General features: G+C 59.8%; 10 protein-coding genes. 6 read left to right on the top strand and 4 right to left on the bottom strand.

Annotated elements, in window-relative coordinates; all coding sequences use genetic code 11:
- Positions 1–434 precede the first annotated feature (434 nt).
- The 3 genes from QWJ37_RS13665 to QWJ37_RS13655 form a co-directional block, all read right to left on the bottom strand.
- On the bottom strand, positions 435–956 hold the full coding sequence (locus tag QWJ37_RS13665) for an HNH endonuclease signature motif containing protein (RefSeq protein ID WP_290245581.1): 522 nt from the start codon (positions 954–956) through the stop codon (positions 435–437).
- Positions 957–1,258: 302 nt separating this feature from the next.
- Positions 1,259–3,853 (bottom strand): DEAD/DEAH box helicase family protein, encoded by a 2,595-nt coding sequence (locus QWJ37_RS13660; protein ID WP_290245580.1) that lies wholly within the window; start codon positions 3,851–3,853, stop codon positions 1,259–1,261.
- Positions 3,850–5,832 carry a site-specific DNA-methyltransferase gene (locus QWJ37_RS13655; protein ID WP_290245579.1) on the bottom strand — a complete coding sequence of 661 codons (1,983 nt, stop codon included), beginning with the start codon at positions 5,830–5,832 and terminating at the stop codon, positions 3,850–3,852. Before QWJ37_RS13655 ends, QWJ37_RS13660 begins: the two co-directional genes overlap by 4 nt.
- Before the next feature lie 478 nt (positions 5,833–6,310).
- On the opposite strand from QWJ37_RS13655, the gene QWJ37_RS13650 reads away from it, so the two are divergent.
- Positions 6,311–7,582, top strand: a complete 1,272-nt coding sequence (locus QWJ37_RS13650; protein WP_290245578.1) for an arginine deiminase — start codon at positions 6,311–6,313, stop codon at positions 7,580–7,582.
- Between the two features lie 256 nt (positions 7,583–7,838).
- Complete coding sequence (locus tag QWJ37_RS13645; protein WP_290245577.1) at positions 7,839–9,287, top strand: basic amino acid/polyamine antiporter; 1,449 nt, start codon at positions 7,839–7,841, stop codon at positions 9,285–9,287.
- 233 nt (positions 9,288–9,520) lie between these two features.
- Here QWJ37_RS13645 and QWJ37_RS13640 read toward each other — a convergent pair whose 3' ends face one another.
- Complete coding sequence (locus QWJ37_RS13640) at positions 9,521–10,141, bottom strand: hypothetical protein (protein ID WP_290245576.1); 621 nt, start codon at positions 10,139–10,141, stop codon at positions 9,521–9,523.
- 202 nt (positions 10,142–10,343) lie between these two features.
- Here QWJ37_RS13640 and QWJ37_RS13635 point away from each other — a divergent pair, with 202 nt between their 5' ends.
- The 4 genes from QWJ37_RS13635 to QWJ37_RS13620 all read left to right on the top strand — a co-directional run bounded on the left by QWJ37_RS13635 (position 10,344) and on the right by QWJ37_RS13620 (position 17,058).
- On the top strand, positions 10,344–13,250 hold the full coding sequence (locus tag QWJ37_RS13635) for an AAA family ATPase (RefSeq protein WP_290245575.1): 2,907 nt from the start codon (positions 10,344–10,346) through the stop codon (positions 13,248–13,250).
- Between the two features lie 20 nt (positions 13,251–13,270).
- Complete coding sequence (locus QWJ37_RS13630) at positions 13,271–14,449, top strand: restriction endonuclease (protein ID WP_290245574.1); 1,179 nt, start codon at positions 13,271–13,273, stop codon at positions 14,447–14,449.
- Between the two features lie 288 nt (positions 14,450–14,737).
- A complete protein-coding gene (locus QWJ37_RS13625; RefSeq protein WP_290245573.1) occupies positions 14,738–15,589 on the top strand; it encodes an excalibur calcium-binding domain-containing protein in 852 nt (283 codons plus the stop codon).
- A gap of 305 nt (positions 15,590–15,894) precedes the next feature.
- On the top strand, positions 15,895–17,058 hold the full coding sequence (locus QWJ37_RS13620; RefSeq protein WP_290245572.1) for a hypothetical protein: 1,164 nt from the start codon (positions 15,895–15,897) through the stop codon (positions 17,056–17,058).
- Positions 17,059–17,193: the final 135 nt, after the last annotated feature.

Here is a 17,193-nt window from a genome sequence, read left to right as displayed (position 1 = left end):
TCCTCCTTGGTGTTGTTCCGACCGTTCCTGCACACTTTCCGCAGACGGGATAAATGTTGATTGGACCCTTTGCCACGAAGACTGATAAGTCCTCCGGCTTATACGCTCGCTGCCGTTCGCTGCACCCTAGGGAGTTGATCAACTCGCGGAACGGGAAGTACAACACGAAAGCTGTCGTTGTTGCGCTGTTGTCCGTCGTGGCAACTGAAGATGCTAAGCCTCAACTGGGGAGGCCACACACATCATAGTGTCGGTTATGTTGTGGGGAAGAGCCTGTGGCTGAGCAGCGGTCGGACCTATGGGATCTTGACCGATGCGTAACTGGGAGCCAAAGGTATCTTGCGACCCGTGATTTCGGTCGAGGTATGCAACGCTGTAACCGACCGTGAAGCGGTGCATCAGCTCCTCTCGTACATACATCACGGCGTCCACCCTCAACCCAAAGTGGCACCTTTACGCCGGTTGCATGGTTCGCATAGGAGTTGAAGGTTGCGCGCTGTATCAGCCCCGCCCATCGCGATGGGAATGATGTGGTCGAATTCCAGATCGGACTGCGAGCTACAGTTGACGCATCGGCCTTGGTCCCTCTGCCAGACAAGGATTTTGACGTCTTGGCGGATGTGCGCCCGTTTCGGTCCCTTGCTGAGTTCTTCAGTCATGGCTTGTAGTGCGTGGGCCTTTTCAAGCTGCAACCGACGACGATTGGAGGCTTCGTTGATCAATGCGATGACATCGTCCGGCGTTAGCTCAAGATCGGTCGTGACGTAGACCTTTTTTTGGTAAAACCAGAAGTCCCACTTGTCCCGGAAGCCGTGCTTGAGTTGGATCGCATGAGAACTGTCGTAATCACTAGGCGATATCAGTCCACTCGCTTTCCCTGGCACACCCCAACTGAGCATCCCGTTGTCCCAAGTGCCGTATTTCACTGTCGGAAGATTTTTCAGTATCACAGCCACCGACCCAGCCTATGCGATTTCAAACGCTATTCAACTCATTTGTGATGCTCTCAGGTCAACCGTACGGAAAGAATGCCTGCAACTCTGCTATTGGTCGCACCGCCATTTCCAGCACCTCGGAACAATGAAGCGAGGAAGGCGAAGTTTCGCGAGGAAGAAGCATTGGAGACGGTTCGGAGCCTGCCTTGGACGTAGTGAACCAAGGCGGTTCCGTCGACTTGGTAGATTACTGTCTGAAAGCCGGATCCTGAGACTGGCCTTCTTCAGTGATCGTGACCCCAATCGATGCTAAGTATCGTGGGTTAGTAAGCGCCGCCCACTTCACGGAACAGTTGCTCGATGGATTCCTTGGATGTCGCCTCGGCTAGTTTCCTTTCGAGGCTGTCATCAGTTTGACCGGAGAGCTGAATCGCAAGCAGCACACCTCCGGCATCTTTGATGACGATTGCGGCCCGGCGGAAGTCCCCGTCGTGCTTTCGAACATACCGCGCCAACGCAGCCCACTTGGGTGCAGTATCCGCTAGGGAGTGATTGTGCGGGTCTACCAAGTCGATGGCCACACCGTTGGCCCCGTCATCATGAAAGAACAGGAAGTCTGGGTAGAGATTCTTGGACACCTCGGAGTCCAGATAATGCACGGACAGCGCGTGGCTGCCGCCGACAGGATTCCGGTACCAACCCAATAGTGTGCCCGAGGATTGCTCGGCTTCGAGGACACTTGCCTCCCAGCCGGTGAAGGAATCTGGGAACAATTTGGTCTCTGATAGGGCGTAGAGATGGCCGGCATAGAGTGGCAACTCTTCGATCAGCCCCGTCTGCTTGTTCAGGATTTCTGTCTTCTGAGAAATTGCCGCCGGCATACCCAGGTTACTGGATAGTGCTGAACCGATAGGTGCGAAAACCGTCTCGAACTCCTGACGCTGTGTGGGATTCAGTCGTGCCACCGACCCAGCGGTACTGCGCCGCCAGGATTCGACGCGTGAACCGCACTGGGCTTCCAACGCTTCCCTCGCGTCGGCCGACCGGGCCAAGGCGACGGTCCTGACGACTACTTCATCCCAATCCAAGGTGTCCGCAATGACCAGAGACGTGCTGTACCAGGCCGCAGACGCGTCGGGCAGCCGCCGTCTGGCTTCCTCTAATAGCTGACGCAGGTTTTTTTGACTTGTTGCAGCAGTGCGTGCCACTGTCCCAGTATTGGCGCCGGTGTGCTGGTCGAACGTCGCCATTTCAAAGCTCACTTCGAGCAGTGAATCTGCAACTCTGTCTATGGCCACCCGGTTTTGGTTGTACACCGAGGTGAGGGCCTCCACGACCACATCTCGTGATTCCTGGGTGTACGAAGATCCGCCCGGATGCTCGAAATCGGAGTTATCCAGTAGGGCACCCAGCCGCACTAGACGGTTCACATTTGACTTGAACCGGCGCACCGGCTTCTCCTCCCGAGTCAGACCGCCGATAACACCCCAGACTGCGGATGGGACTTCCGGGTTACGAATCATGCGCTTCGGGTTTAGTTGCACCGGAACTTCGATGTCAGCTGAATCCATGAAGGATTTGACGACTGTTGCCACTTCAATCTTGTTGAAGTGCGGTAGGTAGAGGTCTACCGCATTCAGATCATCGAATTCAGGCTCTTCGATCTTCTTCGCCAGCGGATTGCGCACCATGCGGCCGATGAGCTGGGCAATTTGAGTGTGCTCCTGCGCGGAGCGCAGAGACACCATGACCTCGGCACGGGGGCAGTCCCAGCCGGTCGTTAAGGCCTGCTTGAAGATCACTGCACGCAAGTTGCCTGACTGCGCGATGGAGGTCGGAGCAATGTACTGAATTACACGGGGCATCTCCACGCCGCTCAACCGCGTGGTGGTCGTGACAGGTGCATGCTCACCAAACGAGTGGGCAATAGAATCGGCATTATCAAAAGCATCAGAGGCATCGGTGAGAGTCTGGACGATTTCACCGATCTTAGCGTCCGTCGTCATATCCGGAACTTGGATTGCCAAGAGCGGCACAGGATTCGACGATGCGCCGGTAGTACGAGCCCACTTCTGCCATTGCCGCTCTGACCGGTCAAGGTCAGCCACGGCCTGGCGAATGAGGGTGTCATCGCTCGGTTGGTCGTCAGCCGCATAGCTGACATTGATGCGCTCTTTGATGAGTCCAGAGGCTCGCACCTTCTGGACGTCTGCAACAACTTGCACCAGGGAACGACCGGAGGCCCCGCGCATGGCAGCTTCAAACTTCTTCGGTGTTGCCGACAGCCCAATGACGAGGGGGGCTGGAGGGTTCACAATGGTACGGAGGGTTTCGTTGATTCCCGGTACCTCGATAGTTGCCCCGTCCAGGATTCGGCGCAGAATTGTCGGCCGACTCCGGTCCGTAGCCCCACGGTGGGCTTCGTCTACCAAGACGATGAAGCTACTGCCGCGGTGCCTGATGGTGTTTCCGATGGTTTCCCAGAGCGAATACCGGCGCCCGTCACCAGTCTGGATATGCCGTGTCGCGCCAGTCCCGAGCTTTTGAACGTTCAAGAAATAAACTTGGCCAGGGCTAAATTCGGCCTGGTCAAAGTCAGCTTCGACAGTTCGAAGCATATTCATGTTGATCCGGTCCGAGGACGCCCGAATCTTCTTGCGGGATTGCTCGTTCAGTTCGCCATCATCAGTCAGCCATAGGACGGTGGTGTCCGGACGCGGATCGGAGTCTTGTGTTCCAAAGAACAAACCCTCTAGAACAGCCGAGGCAATCACGGTCTTTCCGGCACCGGTCGGAGCACTGAGGCCGATCGCGGTTTTGCGGTCGCAATTGGAACGGAGTCGTTGGACAGCAATGTTGATTTCGTTGAGCGTCTCATCAACAACGTCAGCCTGGTAATCAGCAAGGGTGAATTTCACGAATCGCTCCGGTTGATCTGGAAGGCGTCAAGATAGGAACCGTAGATGGGCTCAACGGTGATCGCATCGCCGAAAGCTTCACCAGCGAGGTCGCCCTGCTCCGGGGAGTCCGTGATGATGAACACGTGTTTGACATGATTGGGCCTGGTTGTTAACAATTCAGCTAGCTCGGCGGCTTTGCCCGCGTTGAACAACGCAGCCATCGAGGATTCTTCATTCCATCCGTAGTCTGGGGTGTCCTGAGAGGACTGGATGACTGGTCCCACCGCCCCAGACTTCAGCCAGAACAAAGGTGCGAGACTCTCGTATTCCAGAGCTGCGTGGACACGACTTTCTTCAAGGTAGGTAAGTTCCAGGAATTCCATATTTGCCGTCAATCCGTCCGAATACGTAGAGCCGTCCGCGCGCAGGCCGGTCACCACTGTCTCAAGACGAGGTTTGGTGACATGGTGAAACACTCCCTTTGCCTCATACTCGGCCGTTCCAGGCTGATAACCTGCTTTGCGCAGGGCGGCGTCGTCTTTGGCTGAAAGTTCATTATTGGTGACCAGCATGCATTGCCGCTTACCGTTGTCTTCGGCGTTGAGCCGAATAACCGCCTCAGCTGTGGTTCCTGAGCCGCCGAAGAAGTCGAGGATCACGGCGTTTTTCGGCGCGGCGAGCCGAATCCAACGCATCAAGATCTCATGGTCCTTAGGGAAGGGGAACCTCTTGTCTCCGAAGATGTCTTGAAGATGCCGTCCACTATGGGTGCGCTGCCGCTCAAAGACAGACTGCGGAACTATTCCGGCAGTTGAGGCAAGGGCACGCTTCACTGAGATTGGTTTGGTGTGGTCGTCTCGAAAAATGATACGGCCTTCAGCTATAGCCCGATTCATTGTTGATTCCTGGAATACCCAGCCACGCTCTGGTGTGGGTACGGCCTTGCCAGTCAAAGGATGGAGAACGTCGTAGTAATACCCCCAGTCTCCCGGTTTAGAAATATTGTCGTCTCGGCAGAGTGTGCCATCGGGAAGAAAATAGACGTTACGGCTTAGGGCCCTAACGGGTGATTCTTTGGGCTGTTCCTTAAACCACCGGCGCATGAAAGATGTCGCCAGTTTTTCCTCCTGCCCAGATTCTGCCCAGGCCTTACGGCCAGCTTCTAGGACCTCGTGCAGGCCGGCTTTTTCTTCACGCCAACGGACCCCTGACTCGTCCAACGATGACATGTTGCGTGCGTACACGAGCATGTAGTCAGCCCCGTTGGATATGTAGAGCGAATCGTTTTTTCGCCCACCTTGCCACACAACGTCTGAGATGAAGTTTTGATCTCCAAAAACTTGGTCCATCAGCATCCGAAGGCGATGGTGTTCATCGTCGCCGATGGCGACGATGATGACCCCGGTTGGCTTGAGCAACTTCTTCGCGAGCGTCAGCCGGCGTTCCATGAAGCTCAACCACTTCGAGTGTCTGAAGCTGTCCTGTTCAGCTACGTAGTGATCGTTGTATAGCCATGTCTTGTTCCCAGTGTTGTAGGGGGGATCGATGTAGATCAGATCCACTGATTCCGCGTGGGTGTACCGGAGCATTTCGAGGGCGTGAAAGTTCTCCCCGTTGATCACCACATGAGCGGGATCTTCAGGATTGCCGGTGCGCACGGACCCCAAGGTCTTCAGGCCAGGGAAGACCACTTCACCAAACTGTCGAGCCGAGGTCACGTTCGAAAGCTCTTCTTCGACAAGGTCGCCGTGCTCATCGGCGAGACTCACCGCATCACCACTGATGGCACGGACCTTATAGAATTTTCCGTCTACTTCGCGGATAACAGTGTGGCCCCGTCGAACCTCAGACTTGGGCATCCGTATGCCTTCAGGAGAGTGGCGCTCAAAGACTAGACCGAACTTCTTTGTGGTGCGCTCGAACTCAGCTTTCAGTTTTGCTCGGAGCCCTTCGTCCGCCACCTCGTTCAAGTAGACCTCGAACATGCTTTTGGACATGAGAACCCCTTAGGAAACGGAGGGGCATGGACACCCCATCCTATTTCTACCAGCAAGTGGCTCGTGTAGATCAATTGTCCCGCTGTTGGAGCCGATGGCCCGCTCTGAGCGGCTTCCGATGGCTAGGCGACCAGTCTCATAACCCAGCACCTGCCCAGGTCAACTGCCACGGGAGAAGCTAGGATTCTGGCACGGCGGGGAGGAATCTGTTACCGCTGCGTTACCGCGCGGGCGCTTGGGGGCAAAGCAAAAGACCCCAGTTCCCTTGAGTTACAAGGGAACCGGGGTCTTTCTTCATTGGCGGTGACGGTGGGATTTGAACCCATTGTGCCGATCCTCGGCAAGAGAACCTTGACGTCATCGACCCGGTCGTCCAATAAGCGGACCTGGGACCACAGGAGGGTGGATGACCTTCGATTCGGCCCCCGCCCCGCCGTCTGGAAGGATACTGGTAAGCCTGCTGATAAAGGAGTCACCCATGCCTTCCCCCGCCCCTGCCGCCCCACAAGGCATCGCCTCCACCTACGGCGTCCACTCCGAGGTCGGCAAGCTCCGCAAAGTCCTGGTCTGCGCCCCGGGCCTGGCCCACGAACGGCTCACCCCCACCAACAGGGAAGACCTGCTCTTCGATGACGTGATGTGGGTGGAGAACGCCCAGCGCGACCACGCCGACTTCGTCAGCAAAATGACCGACCACGGCGTCGACGTTGTCGAACTGCACGACCTGCTCGGCGCCACCATGGACATCCCCGAAGCGCGGGCCTGGCTGCTGGACCGCAAGATCATCGCCAACCGGGTCGGCCTCGGGCTGGTCCCCGGCACCCGGGCGTTCCTGGATTCCCTCACCGGCGCGGAGCTGGCCCGCTACCTCATCGGCGGGCTCACGACGTCGGACCTCCCCGTCGACTACCTCAGCGGCTACGTGGGCCTGGTCCGCGAATCCACCGGCCGGCCCGAATACCTGCTGCCGCCGCTGCCCAACACCCTCTACACCCGGGACACCACCTGCTGGATCGGCTCCGGGCTGACCCTGAACCCGCTGTACTGGCCGGCCCGGCACGACGAAACCCTGCTGATGCAGGCCATCTACCGCTTCCACCCCGACTACGTAGGCTCGAAGATCTGGTGGGGCGACGCGGAGAAGGACTGGAGTCAGGCCTACCTGGAGGGCGGCGACGTCATGCCGGTGGGCAACGGCACCGTGCTGCTGGGCATGGGGGAGCGGACCTCGCGGCAGGCCATCACCCAGCTCGCGCAGGCCCTGTTCCAGGACGAAGCCGCGGAACGGATCGTCGTCGCCGGCATGCCCAAGCTGCGCGCCGCGATGCACCTGGACACGGTGTTCACCTTCGCGGACCGGGACCTGGCCACCATCCACCCGGCCATCGTGGACGGCATCCACCCCTTCACCATCCACCCCTCGGACAAGGCTCCCGGCCTGGAAATCCGCGACCACCGGGACCACCGCTTCACGGACGTCGTCGCCGAATCCATGGGCTACAAGAAGCTGCGCCTGGTGGAGACCGCCGGGGACTACCACGCCACCGAACGCCAGCAGTGGGACAGCGCGAACAACGCCGTCGCCCTGGAACCGGGCGTGGTGTTCACCTATGATCGCAACACCCAGACCAATGCGGCGCTGCGCAACGCCGGTGTCGAGGTTATCCCGATCGTCGGTGCCGAACTGGGCCGCGGCCGCGGCGGCGGGCACTGCATGACCTGCCCGATCATCCGGGATCCGCTGGACTGACCGGACGACGGTGGCGGCGGGCGCACGACGGCGGCGTGCCGGCCGCGGCGGCTGGCACTTGACGGGTACACGTTTTTCCACTCCAGGGCCCCTTCGGCAACTGTCCCGGTGTGCTGGCCGCCGATTCGGAGCCCGCCGTCTCCCTCTGAGAGGATTGTGGTGAGCCGCTGACGGAGGAGTTCCCCGCAGGAAGCGGTCGGTTTCTCCATCTGAGCGGTGTTGCCTAAGTGACCGCCACATCCGATTGGAAAGAACCGTGTCTAATGCGCCTGCTTCGGGGGACAAAGCCCCAGCGGCCAAACTCTCCCTGCTGACCCTCACGACGGTAGTGATCGGGTCCATGGTCGGGGCCGGGGTATTTTCCCTGCCCCAGCGCTTCGCCGAGGAAGCCGGGGTATGGGGTGCGCTGGTCGCCTGGCTGATTGCGGGGTCCGGCATGCTGATGCTGGCTTTTGTGTTCCAGCGGCTGTCCATGCGCAAACCGGCGCTTGATGCAGGGGTTTTCGCCTACGCCAAGGCCGGCTTCGGAAATTACGTGGGGTTCTTCTCCGCCGCGGGGTACTGGGCCAGTGCCTGTGTTGGAAACGTCACCTACTGGGTGCTCACCATGTCCACGCTGGGAGCCCTGTTTCCGCAGCTGGGCGCAGGGGACACGCTCCTCGCCGTCGTGCTGTCCTCGGCCGGGCTGTGGGGATTCTTCTTCCTGATCAGGCGCGGCATCAGGGAAGCCACGGCCATTAACCGGATAGTCACGATCGCCAAGGTTGTTCCCATCCTGGTCTTTGTGCTGTTTGCCGTCTTTCTGTTCGACCCCGCCGTCTTCGCGGGAAACCTGACCGGGGCGGACTCTACGGGGCCGCTGTTCGAGCAGGTCAGCAACACGATGCTGGTGACGGTGTTCGTGTTCCTCGGTGTTGAAGGTGCCAGTGTGTATTCGCGCCATGCCCGACGGCGGGAGGACGTTGGCCGAGCCACCATCCTCGGCTTTCTGAGCGTTTTTGCCATCTTTGCCTCGGTCACGATCGTTTCCTACGGCGTCCTGCCGATGGAACAGCTCGCCGAGCTGCGCCAACCGTCCATGGCGGGTGTCCTGGAAGCGGGAGTGGGGACCTGGGGGCTGGTGTTCGTCAGCGCAGGCCTGATCATTTCGGTGATGGGCGCTTACCTGGCCTGGAGCCTGATGGCAGCGGAGGTTCTGTATGTGGCCGCCCGGGAGAAGGACATGCCGCGGTTCCTGTCCCGGGTCAGCGATGACGACGTTCCGGTTAACGCCCTGCTGCTGAGCACCCTGCTCAGCCAGCTGGTCATGGTCATCACCTACTTCTCCGAGGACGCCTTCAACTTTGCCCTGGACATGACCGCGGTCCTGACGCTGTTTTCCCTCCTTTTCGCGGCCCTCTACGCCCTCAAGCTCGGCTGGACCGGCGAAACGTATGAAGGAGCCCCGAGCCGCATTCGACGGGGCGACCTGGCCATTGCCCTCATCGCCACCATTTACTCGGTGTTCCTGGTCTACGCCGCCGGACTGTCCCTGGTGCTGCTTTCGATGATCTTCTACGCCCCCGCCACCGTCCTGTTTGTGATCGCGCGCCGTGAACAAGGCAAACGCGTCTTCCGGGGAGGGGAGCTGGTTCTTTTCCTTATTACGTTGGCAGGAGCCGTCGCATGCGTGCTCGCCCTGGCCCGGGGCTGGATAGAGCTCTGAGTCAGCGGACTCGCGGGCTGGCCACACCATGAGGGCGGAGAACGCCCAGCGCTCCTGCGCCAGCGTCGACGTCGTGTTCACCTATGGCCGCAACGATTGTCGGCGCCGAGCTCGGCCGCGGACACGGGGCGGGCACGAAATGAACTGCCCGATCATCCGGGACGGGATCGAGTGACGACGACGGACGCCGGCGCCCGGTAAGTGGGCTTTGGGCGCCGCAGGATGGACAGAGGTTATTTAGCCCCGTACTCCCATTCCCAACCGGTGCCGCCGCCATTGCTGTAAACCAATGTCCCTGTTGCGTCCGGAACGTCAAGGACCACCTTGCCCACAACCTTTTCAGCGGCGCCGATCATTGCTGGAATGTGTTCGGCCGGGGTCAGGCAATAGCTGGAGGCATTGGAGACGACGGTGTTGACCGTCGTTCCGTTGGCTGCGATGACTTTCCAGGAATGAGCGTTAAAGGTGAGGCTTCCAACGACCTCCGAGAATATTGGTTCGGGAGCGGTGGCCGCTTCGACGCTTATCGCAATGAGATGCCCGTTCTCCGACGGTTCGGCCTGAGGAGAAGTGCACTGCGGATCAAGCTGAATATCTGTGACGGTGAAATTGACGGCCCAGTCGTCACTGCCTTCTTTAACGAGGATCCGTGAGGGTTCGCCGACTTTCTTCATCAGGGCGCCACGGGGACTGCGAGGAGCCTTGGTCGCGGTCGGAACTGCCGAGGCCGTTGTGGTGTCGCCCGTCGCAGGCTCTACCTGTACGCCGGTCAGTTCGGGTTCAGAGCCGCCGCAACCGCTGAGAGTCAAGGCGGAGGCGAGAAGAGCGGCGGTGATGACAATATTCTTTTTCAAGGTGATCTTTCGAGATGTCGCTCGGCGGTGTCGAGCTGAGCAATAGCGGGTCGAAAGGGTGAGAGGCCGATAACTGGACAACGATGAGCCAACGGTGGTTCGTTACCTCTCCCCAAAACGATTACCAAGGATATCTGCTAGAAGCAGCTGACTCGACCCATACATCCACGTTCGCGCAGCTGGTCACCGGTAGGCTGCATGGGTGGCCGAATACGCAGACGTAGACACTTTCCTGAAATGGGCAGCAGAACTTTCCGAAGAGATTCCTTGGAAAGAGGAGGAACGCCCGTACAAGATCGATCTGGCCGGACGGCTCGCGGCCGTCCGCCAGGATCTGATTGCGGGGGAATTGGGATGGCTCGACTCGCTTCTGGAGGCACTCGCTAACGGCAACCTCCTGGATTGGCGGTTCCTCGACAACCTGCGGAATACCGCCGCAAACCATAAGGATGATCTGCAGTCAGCGATCACCCAGCTCTGGGTTACAGATCCGACTTCTGCCGCTCTCTCCTCCTTCGTGGACCGCATTCGAGGATTGAATGACGGCCTCGCTCCCGGAAATGTGCTGGCGTTGGGCGTTGTCCTGCTGATGGGCGTTAGCCCTGAAGTATTCCCGCCGTACCGGGCCGTGCCTGCCACCAATTTCCTGAAACTTCTCGGGGCCACAGAAATCCCCTCCAACCGTGCCCCGGCCACTGAGCGCTATGAAGCCTTCCTTGCAGGCCTGGATGCGCTACGGAAAGCGGCTCCCGCTGCCGGCCTGGACCTGGCCGACCGGCTCGATGCGCAGGGCCTTGTCTGGCTCGTCACCAACTATTCGCCTCCCGACGCTTGGAGCCCTGCCCGCAAGCGGAAGTTCCTGGCCTGGCGAAACCATGAGCAACCGCTGGGCGAGGACGCTGAGGACCTGCGCTCAGGTCCCTACCCGCTTTTGGAACAGGCAGCCGCCTCCATCCTGACCCCCGGTGTGGCTGGCGAACCCTCTCTGTTCGACCCAGCCGTCGTCTCGTGGACGGAAGCCAACGCACGGGAACTCTACCGACGGGTCTACGAGGATTACGACGCCGGCGCGGGCAGCTTTATGCAAAAGCTCGAGAAACAGCTCGCCGGGGCGGACCGAGGTGTCGTGCTTCTCACCGCAGAGCTACTCGCACTCCAATGCTTGCCGTTGATCAATCTCAGACCGGACACCAAAATAGCGCGCGTTTCAACCGCATTGTCGTGGCTGGACGATGCTCCGGCCATCCCTGAAGTCCTCAAGGCCGGGCTGCTTGCCACCGGGGCATTCCACGGCGGCACCGGCTTCAACCAGCAGCAGTGGCGCCATCTGTGCTGGCTGTCCGAGCTGGTGGCCAGTCTGCGAGGCAGCGAGGAAACCGCGGCCCGCGCTGCGGCGAGCCCGCAGGGCTTCCACGACGTTGCCGAAGCAATCCCTGGCAACCTGCCCGCCATCAGGTACTCCATGGAATATTTGAGCTGGCCCGGCTTTTTTGAACCCATCGTCAGCTGGGAGCACCGAAAGAGAATCCGCAATGCCTTCGCACATGAAATCGAAGGCGCCTCGGGCGACGACGAATACTCAACGGCCAAGGACCTGCACCTGATTCGCAAGGCCCAGGAGGCCCGGACGGGCAGCCGCGTGGAATGGTATGAGGAACCCTATGTCAGCCAATGGCGTCCCAAAACCGAGCGCGCACCCCGCGCCTGGCTGGTCCGTCAGTCGCAGTCCGGGATCTCCTTGGCCGGGCAGTGGACCGAGGAAGGCAACGTCACCGTCGAAGCACAGCACCTGGACGGGGTGGAGCCCGAGGCCACCTTGGCGGAGCTACAGGGAGCTGTGGACGCCGGGTATAGCCACCTGGACTATTCAGAACGACGGTTGAGGGCACGTTCGTACCACCTGTTCCTGGCCCAGATGAAACCCGATGATGTAGTGGTCACGGTGGTGGGTCAGCGCCTGAAGCTAGGAGTTGTGACCGGTGCGCCGGAATACGTTCGCAACGGCGCTTCCTCGGCCACTCTGGTCTGCGACGTGGCATGGCAGACCAACGAGATCGCCACCGAGGGCCTACCGGCACCGTTTCCGCGATTGTTCGAGGAACAGGGAACAGTAATCGATATGACAGAGGCACTGCCGCTGATGCGATCCTGGCTGGAGAACGAAGATCCGGACGACGTCGACCCCTCATTTACTGTCCCCACCACTCTCGGCGTCCCCGCGCTCCCGGAAGCCAGCGACGAGTTGGCGGAGAAACTCTTTGTGGGCAGGAACGACCTGCAGGAAATCATCGATCTGCTCCAGTCCCGAAACCAGATTGTCTTCTACGGCCCGCCCGGAACCGGCAAAACGTTCCTTGCCGGCAAGCTGGCGCGGCACCTGGTGGGGGAGGAGCACGCCAATCACGTGACCACTGTGCAGTTCCACCCGTCCTACGCCTACGAGGATTTCTTCGAGGGGTACCGCCCCGTCAAGGGTACTGACGGGCAGGTGGCCTTCTCCTTGGTCTCGGGCCCGCTGCGTCGGATTGCCGGAGCTGCTGCGGCAGAGCGGGACAAACCGTTCTTCCTCATCATCGATGAAATGAACCGCGGCAACCTCGCCAAGGTCTTCGGTGAGTTGTACTTCCTCCTTGAATACCGGGACCAGAGCATCGATCTGCAGTACAACTCCGAAGAGAAGTTCGTGCTGCCACCCAACCTGTTCATCATCGGCACCATGAACACCGCCGATCGGTCCATCGCCACCGTGGACGCAGCTATCCGACGTCGTTTCGCTTTCGTGGAACTGCACCCGCAAGAGGGGATGACAAAGGGGGTACTGGAACGCTTCCTGGCGGCAAACGGCAGGGACCAGAAAGCGGCCCAACTCCTGAACGCGCTCAACAACGAAATAGACGCAGAAAAGCGGGACCTGATGATCGGTCCCTCCTACTTCATGAAGCCCGACTCCGTTTCTCCCGCCGGGCTGAAGCAGATCTGGAAATATGAGCTGCTGCCGCTGCTTGAAGAGCACTACTACGGCTCGATGAGCCGGCAGGACATACATGCCAAGTTCGGGCTTGAAGCAATCGAGCGCAGGATCGACAGGATCTCCCCGGTCGAACCGTGAGGCACATCCAAATAGGGGAATTGGAGAAGAATCACCGTGTCGGTGATCTCTCCGAGGTAGAGGCCGCCGGCCTTGGGAGCACTGGTCTGGTCCAGACCCAGCCGATAGGCAACGGTGAATGGCTGCTGACCCCCACCGATTTCGTGGGAGCAGCCGAGGTTGGGGACATCCTGCTGGATATCCAGCCGAAGGACAAAGTGGGCGTCAGCCAGCTGTTGTTCCTGCTCGGATATGCACGGAATCCCGGATTCCGCCCGGAAAACGTAGCGGGGAAAAGCACTTCCGATTTGTGGTCGGCGTTGGCAGAGTCCTTCGCGCGCCAGTGCGAGCAGGCGCTGGCCCGGGGCGTTTTGCACGGCTACGTTTCAGTAGACGACGCGCTTCGAACCGTTCGGGGACGTATCCGGATGGCGGACCAAATTTCCCGCCGGCCGGGCATGCTCCTGCCCCTGGAAGTGACCTACGACGACCACACCGCGGACATCGCCGAGAATCGCATCCTGCGTGCGGCGCTCCGACGGCTTCTGGGACTCAAGCGTGTGAGCCCGTCGGCGCGGCAGCGGCTCGCCCATCTGGACCGCACGCTCGACGGCGTTGTGCTCCTTCGTGCGGGTGTCCCACTGCCGCGGTGGCAGGAGAGTCGTCTGAACCAGCGGTACGTTCCTGCATTGCGGTTGGCCGAAATCATTCTCGAGAACTCGGCTGCTGAAACGAAGGACGGCCAAATCCGCGTCGCGTCCTTCAAGGTAAACATGGCCAAAGTTTTTGAGGACTTCGTTGAAGTGGCTCTTGCCGAAGCTGTCGCGGAGCTCGGTCTTGCGGGCAGTATTGCCGGGCAGCTTCCAGCAGGGCTGGACGCTCTGGACGCAGGCAGCAGGCACCGCATCAGTATGAAAATCGACGCCGTGTACCAATCAGCGGACGTCCCGTCGGTAGTGTTTGACGCCAAGTACAAGGTCGCTTCGCATACCGGCAATTACGCCAACGCGGATCACTACCAGATGCTGGCGTACTGCACGGCCCTGAACGCCCCCACTGCCTGGCTGGTGTTCGCCGGTGCTGGGAAACACCGTTCCGTGTCGATTGTGAACACCGATTTCACCGTCCATGAGTTTCCGCTGGACCTGTCCAAACACCCGGACGAGGTGCTGAAAGGCGTCCGGCGGTTGGCAGAACTGGCTGTGACGCCCTCGTCCTAGGTGGCAGGCTAATCCGAGTGGCACGCATCTGGCACCCAGCAGCCGCAAAGCGAGCCGGAGGTGCGTTCCTGCAGGAAGCGATCGGCCCTTCCCTTGATCGCTTGGGGCGGCCTACCTTGTTGGGTAAGGGCATCTGCTGGGGACGCTGAGCCCCCATTCCTTAGACGGCAAGGACACCCTTCGAGGAGGGGCAGTCAGGGCGACTTCCATAAGACTCCGGCGATGATGCTTCATCCGAGCCCGTCCTGTGGAGGCAGGCCGCCGGGCCAGTCCGGAATGAGGTAGATCATGAGCCACGAACCAGACTTCCCGCAACCCGATCCTTCATCTGCCCGTTCCAAACGACCCCGGTCGACCTGGATTGTTGTGGCAATTGCAGCAGTTTTTTTAGTTGCATTCGCCCTCACCGGCACGGCTGGCGTGGCAGTTTGGCTCATTTTTACCGGGCTAGCGGTGCTCCTTACCGCCGGCTACGCGTTGATCTTTAAGCGCCAAACGTGGGCCCGCGTTTCGAATGGCAAGAGGCGCCGCCAGCTACTTGCAGTTGGCGGAGGCCTTCTTATCGTCGGCTTCGTGGTTGCCGCAATTTCCGTTCCTCCGGACGCGTCGAGACAAGCAGGCAATGATCAATCACCTAGCGCCAGCCAGACGTCTCCGTCCGTTTCACCGTCTCCGACAGAGGAACGGCTAGCCAACAAAGAATGCACGGAGGAAGCCGATACGAGGTTGCAGGGGGACGTTGAGTACGTCTGCACACCGGACGACGGCGGAAAACTCATCTGGATGGATAAAGAGTCCTCGGCAAAGCTGGTGGAGGCACGGAAACAGGCAGATGCTCAGCGTCAGGCGGAGGAGGCTGCGGCTGCTGAGGAGGCTCAGCGTCAGGCGGAGGAGGCTGCGGCTGCTGAGGAGGCTCAGCGTCAGGCGGAGGAGGCTGCGGCTGCTGAGGAGGCTCAGCGCCAAGCAGAGGAGCGCGCCCGTCAACAGCAACAACAAGGTCAGCCGCCGGTGGATACTTTCACCTACCAGAATTGCACCGCAGTCCAAGAGGCCGGAGCCGCGCCCATTCGGAGAGGGGACTACGGCTGGCAAGATGGCTTGGACCGGGATGGAGACGGAGTGGCATGTGCCGGTGACTAAAGGTCATGTGCCGATCCACCCTACTGTCCGGCTTTCCGCCTAGGGTTCCTGGCACGTTCTCAGGGCGGAGGAGGGAGAGCTTGATTGGCACCCCGGATCAGCTCCCCTTGGAGCTAGAGCCCATCCGCGCGCTGCGGATGCACCGCAAATCAAGGTAATGAATGGTGAATCTCAATTGATATAGATTCGCAACATTGACCATCCCGAATATCAGAACAATGCGCGAGAAGCAAAAGGATCACATTTGGGATGCAGAATTTTGGAATTCGTTCGTTGGCACGTCCGCACTGACATAAAGTGGCCCGATGACTCAGACAACATCGAAAACAATTCGTATAGGTACGGTCATCACCATCATGGGTGCGATTGTCGCCTACCTGATCGGGTCCGGCTTCGCCACAGGCCAGGAGGGATTGCAGTACTTCGCGTCCTTCGGTGCAGCCGGAGCAACCGGTGCGCTGGTCATTACGTTTATTCTCTATTGCTACGTGGCCGCCGTAGTCCTCCGCGATGGACGCAACCTTCGGTTACAGTCGGGCAACAAAATCTTTGAGTATTACTGCGGCAGGTACCTTGGTAAATTCTTCGGTGTTTTCGCGCCATTGTTCTTCTTTTGCCTGTTTGCCGTGATGCTCTCCGGGGCCGGGGCAACCTTGAATGAGCAGTTCGGTTGGAACGGTCAGGTGGGAATCATTGCCATGGCGGTCGCAGTACTCGTGACAGTGATGCTGGGGCTGGACGGCCTGGTGGCCATTCTGTCCAAACTCGGCCCTTTCATCGTTGCCCTGTGCCTCATTGTTGGAGTCATAGGCATCGTCCGGACCCCGCAGGGCATCGCGGATTCAGCGGAAACCCTCCCCACTATCGATGTACTGGAGGCGGCACCGCACTGGGCAATTTCGGGATTCAACTTCCCGGCACTGGGAATCCTTATGCTCGTCCCGTTCCTGGCCAGTCTGGGCAGGAAGGTCCGCAATGACAGGGAAGCCGTCACTGCCGGTCTGGCCGGAGCCATCACGCTCGTGGTAGCCGTTGCGGTGGTGGCGTTCGGGCTGCTGGCAAACATTGGTGATGTCTATGACAAGCAGATCCCGATGCTGTGGATGGCAGACCAGGTCTTCTCCGGCGCCGGCAACATCTACTCAGTAATCCTCTTCGCGGGCATCTACACCACCGCCGTTCCGCTGCTCTGGGCCGTGGTGAACCGGATCGAGACCAATGACAAGAGCAAGCGGGCAAAGGTCTTGGCACTCATTGCGACTGTGATTGCGGTGCTGCTGGCACAGGTGCCGTTCGCGGAACTCGTCAACTTCCTCTACCCGGTTGCCGGCTACATGGGGCTGCTCCTGCTGGCCAGCATCATGGTTCGGCACATCCGCAACATGCGAAACAGTAAACAGGGAATCGATGTCTACGCCGTCGGGTTTGAGCAGCTGCCCGAAGAAACCCCGGCAGCGGCTCTCAAATAGGTCAATCAAATAGTGCCAGGGCAGCGCGTAGCCGGGCGCCGATGTGCCGCTCCTGCAAATCGCTGATGGGACCAGCAATCTAGCATGCCCATGTCACCGGGTCCTGCCGCGGCAGGACCTTCCTCCGGGGCCGCG

It is taken from the genome of Arthrobacter sp. YD2 (assembly GCF_030410475.1).
Classification (GTDB): Bacteria; Actinomycetota; Actinomycetes; order Actinomycetales; family Micrococcaceae; genus Arthrobacter_B; species Arthrobacter_B zhangbolii.
This window is presented reverse-complemented; position numbering and strand designations above follow the sequence as displayed.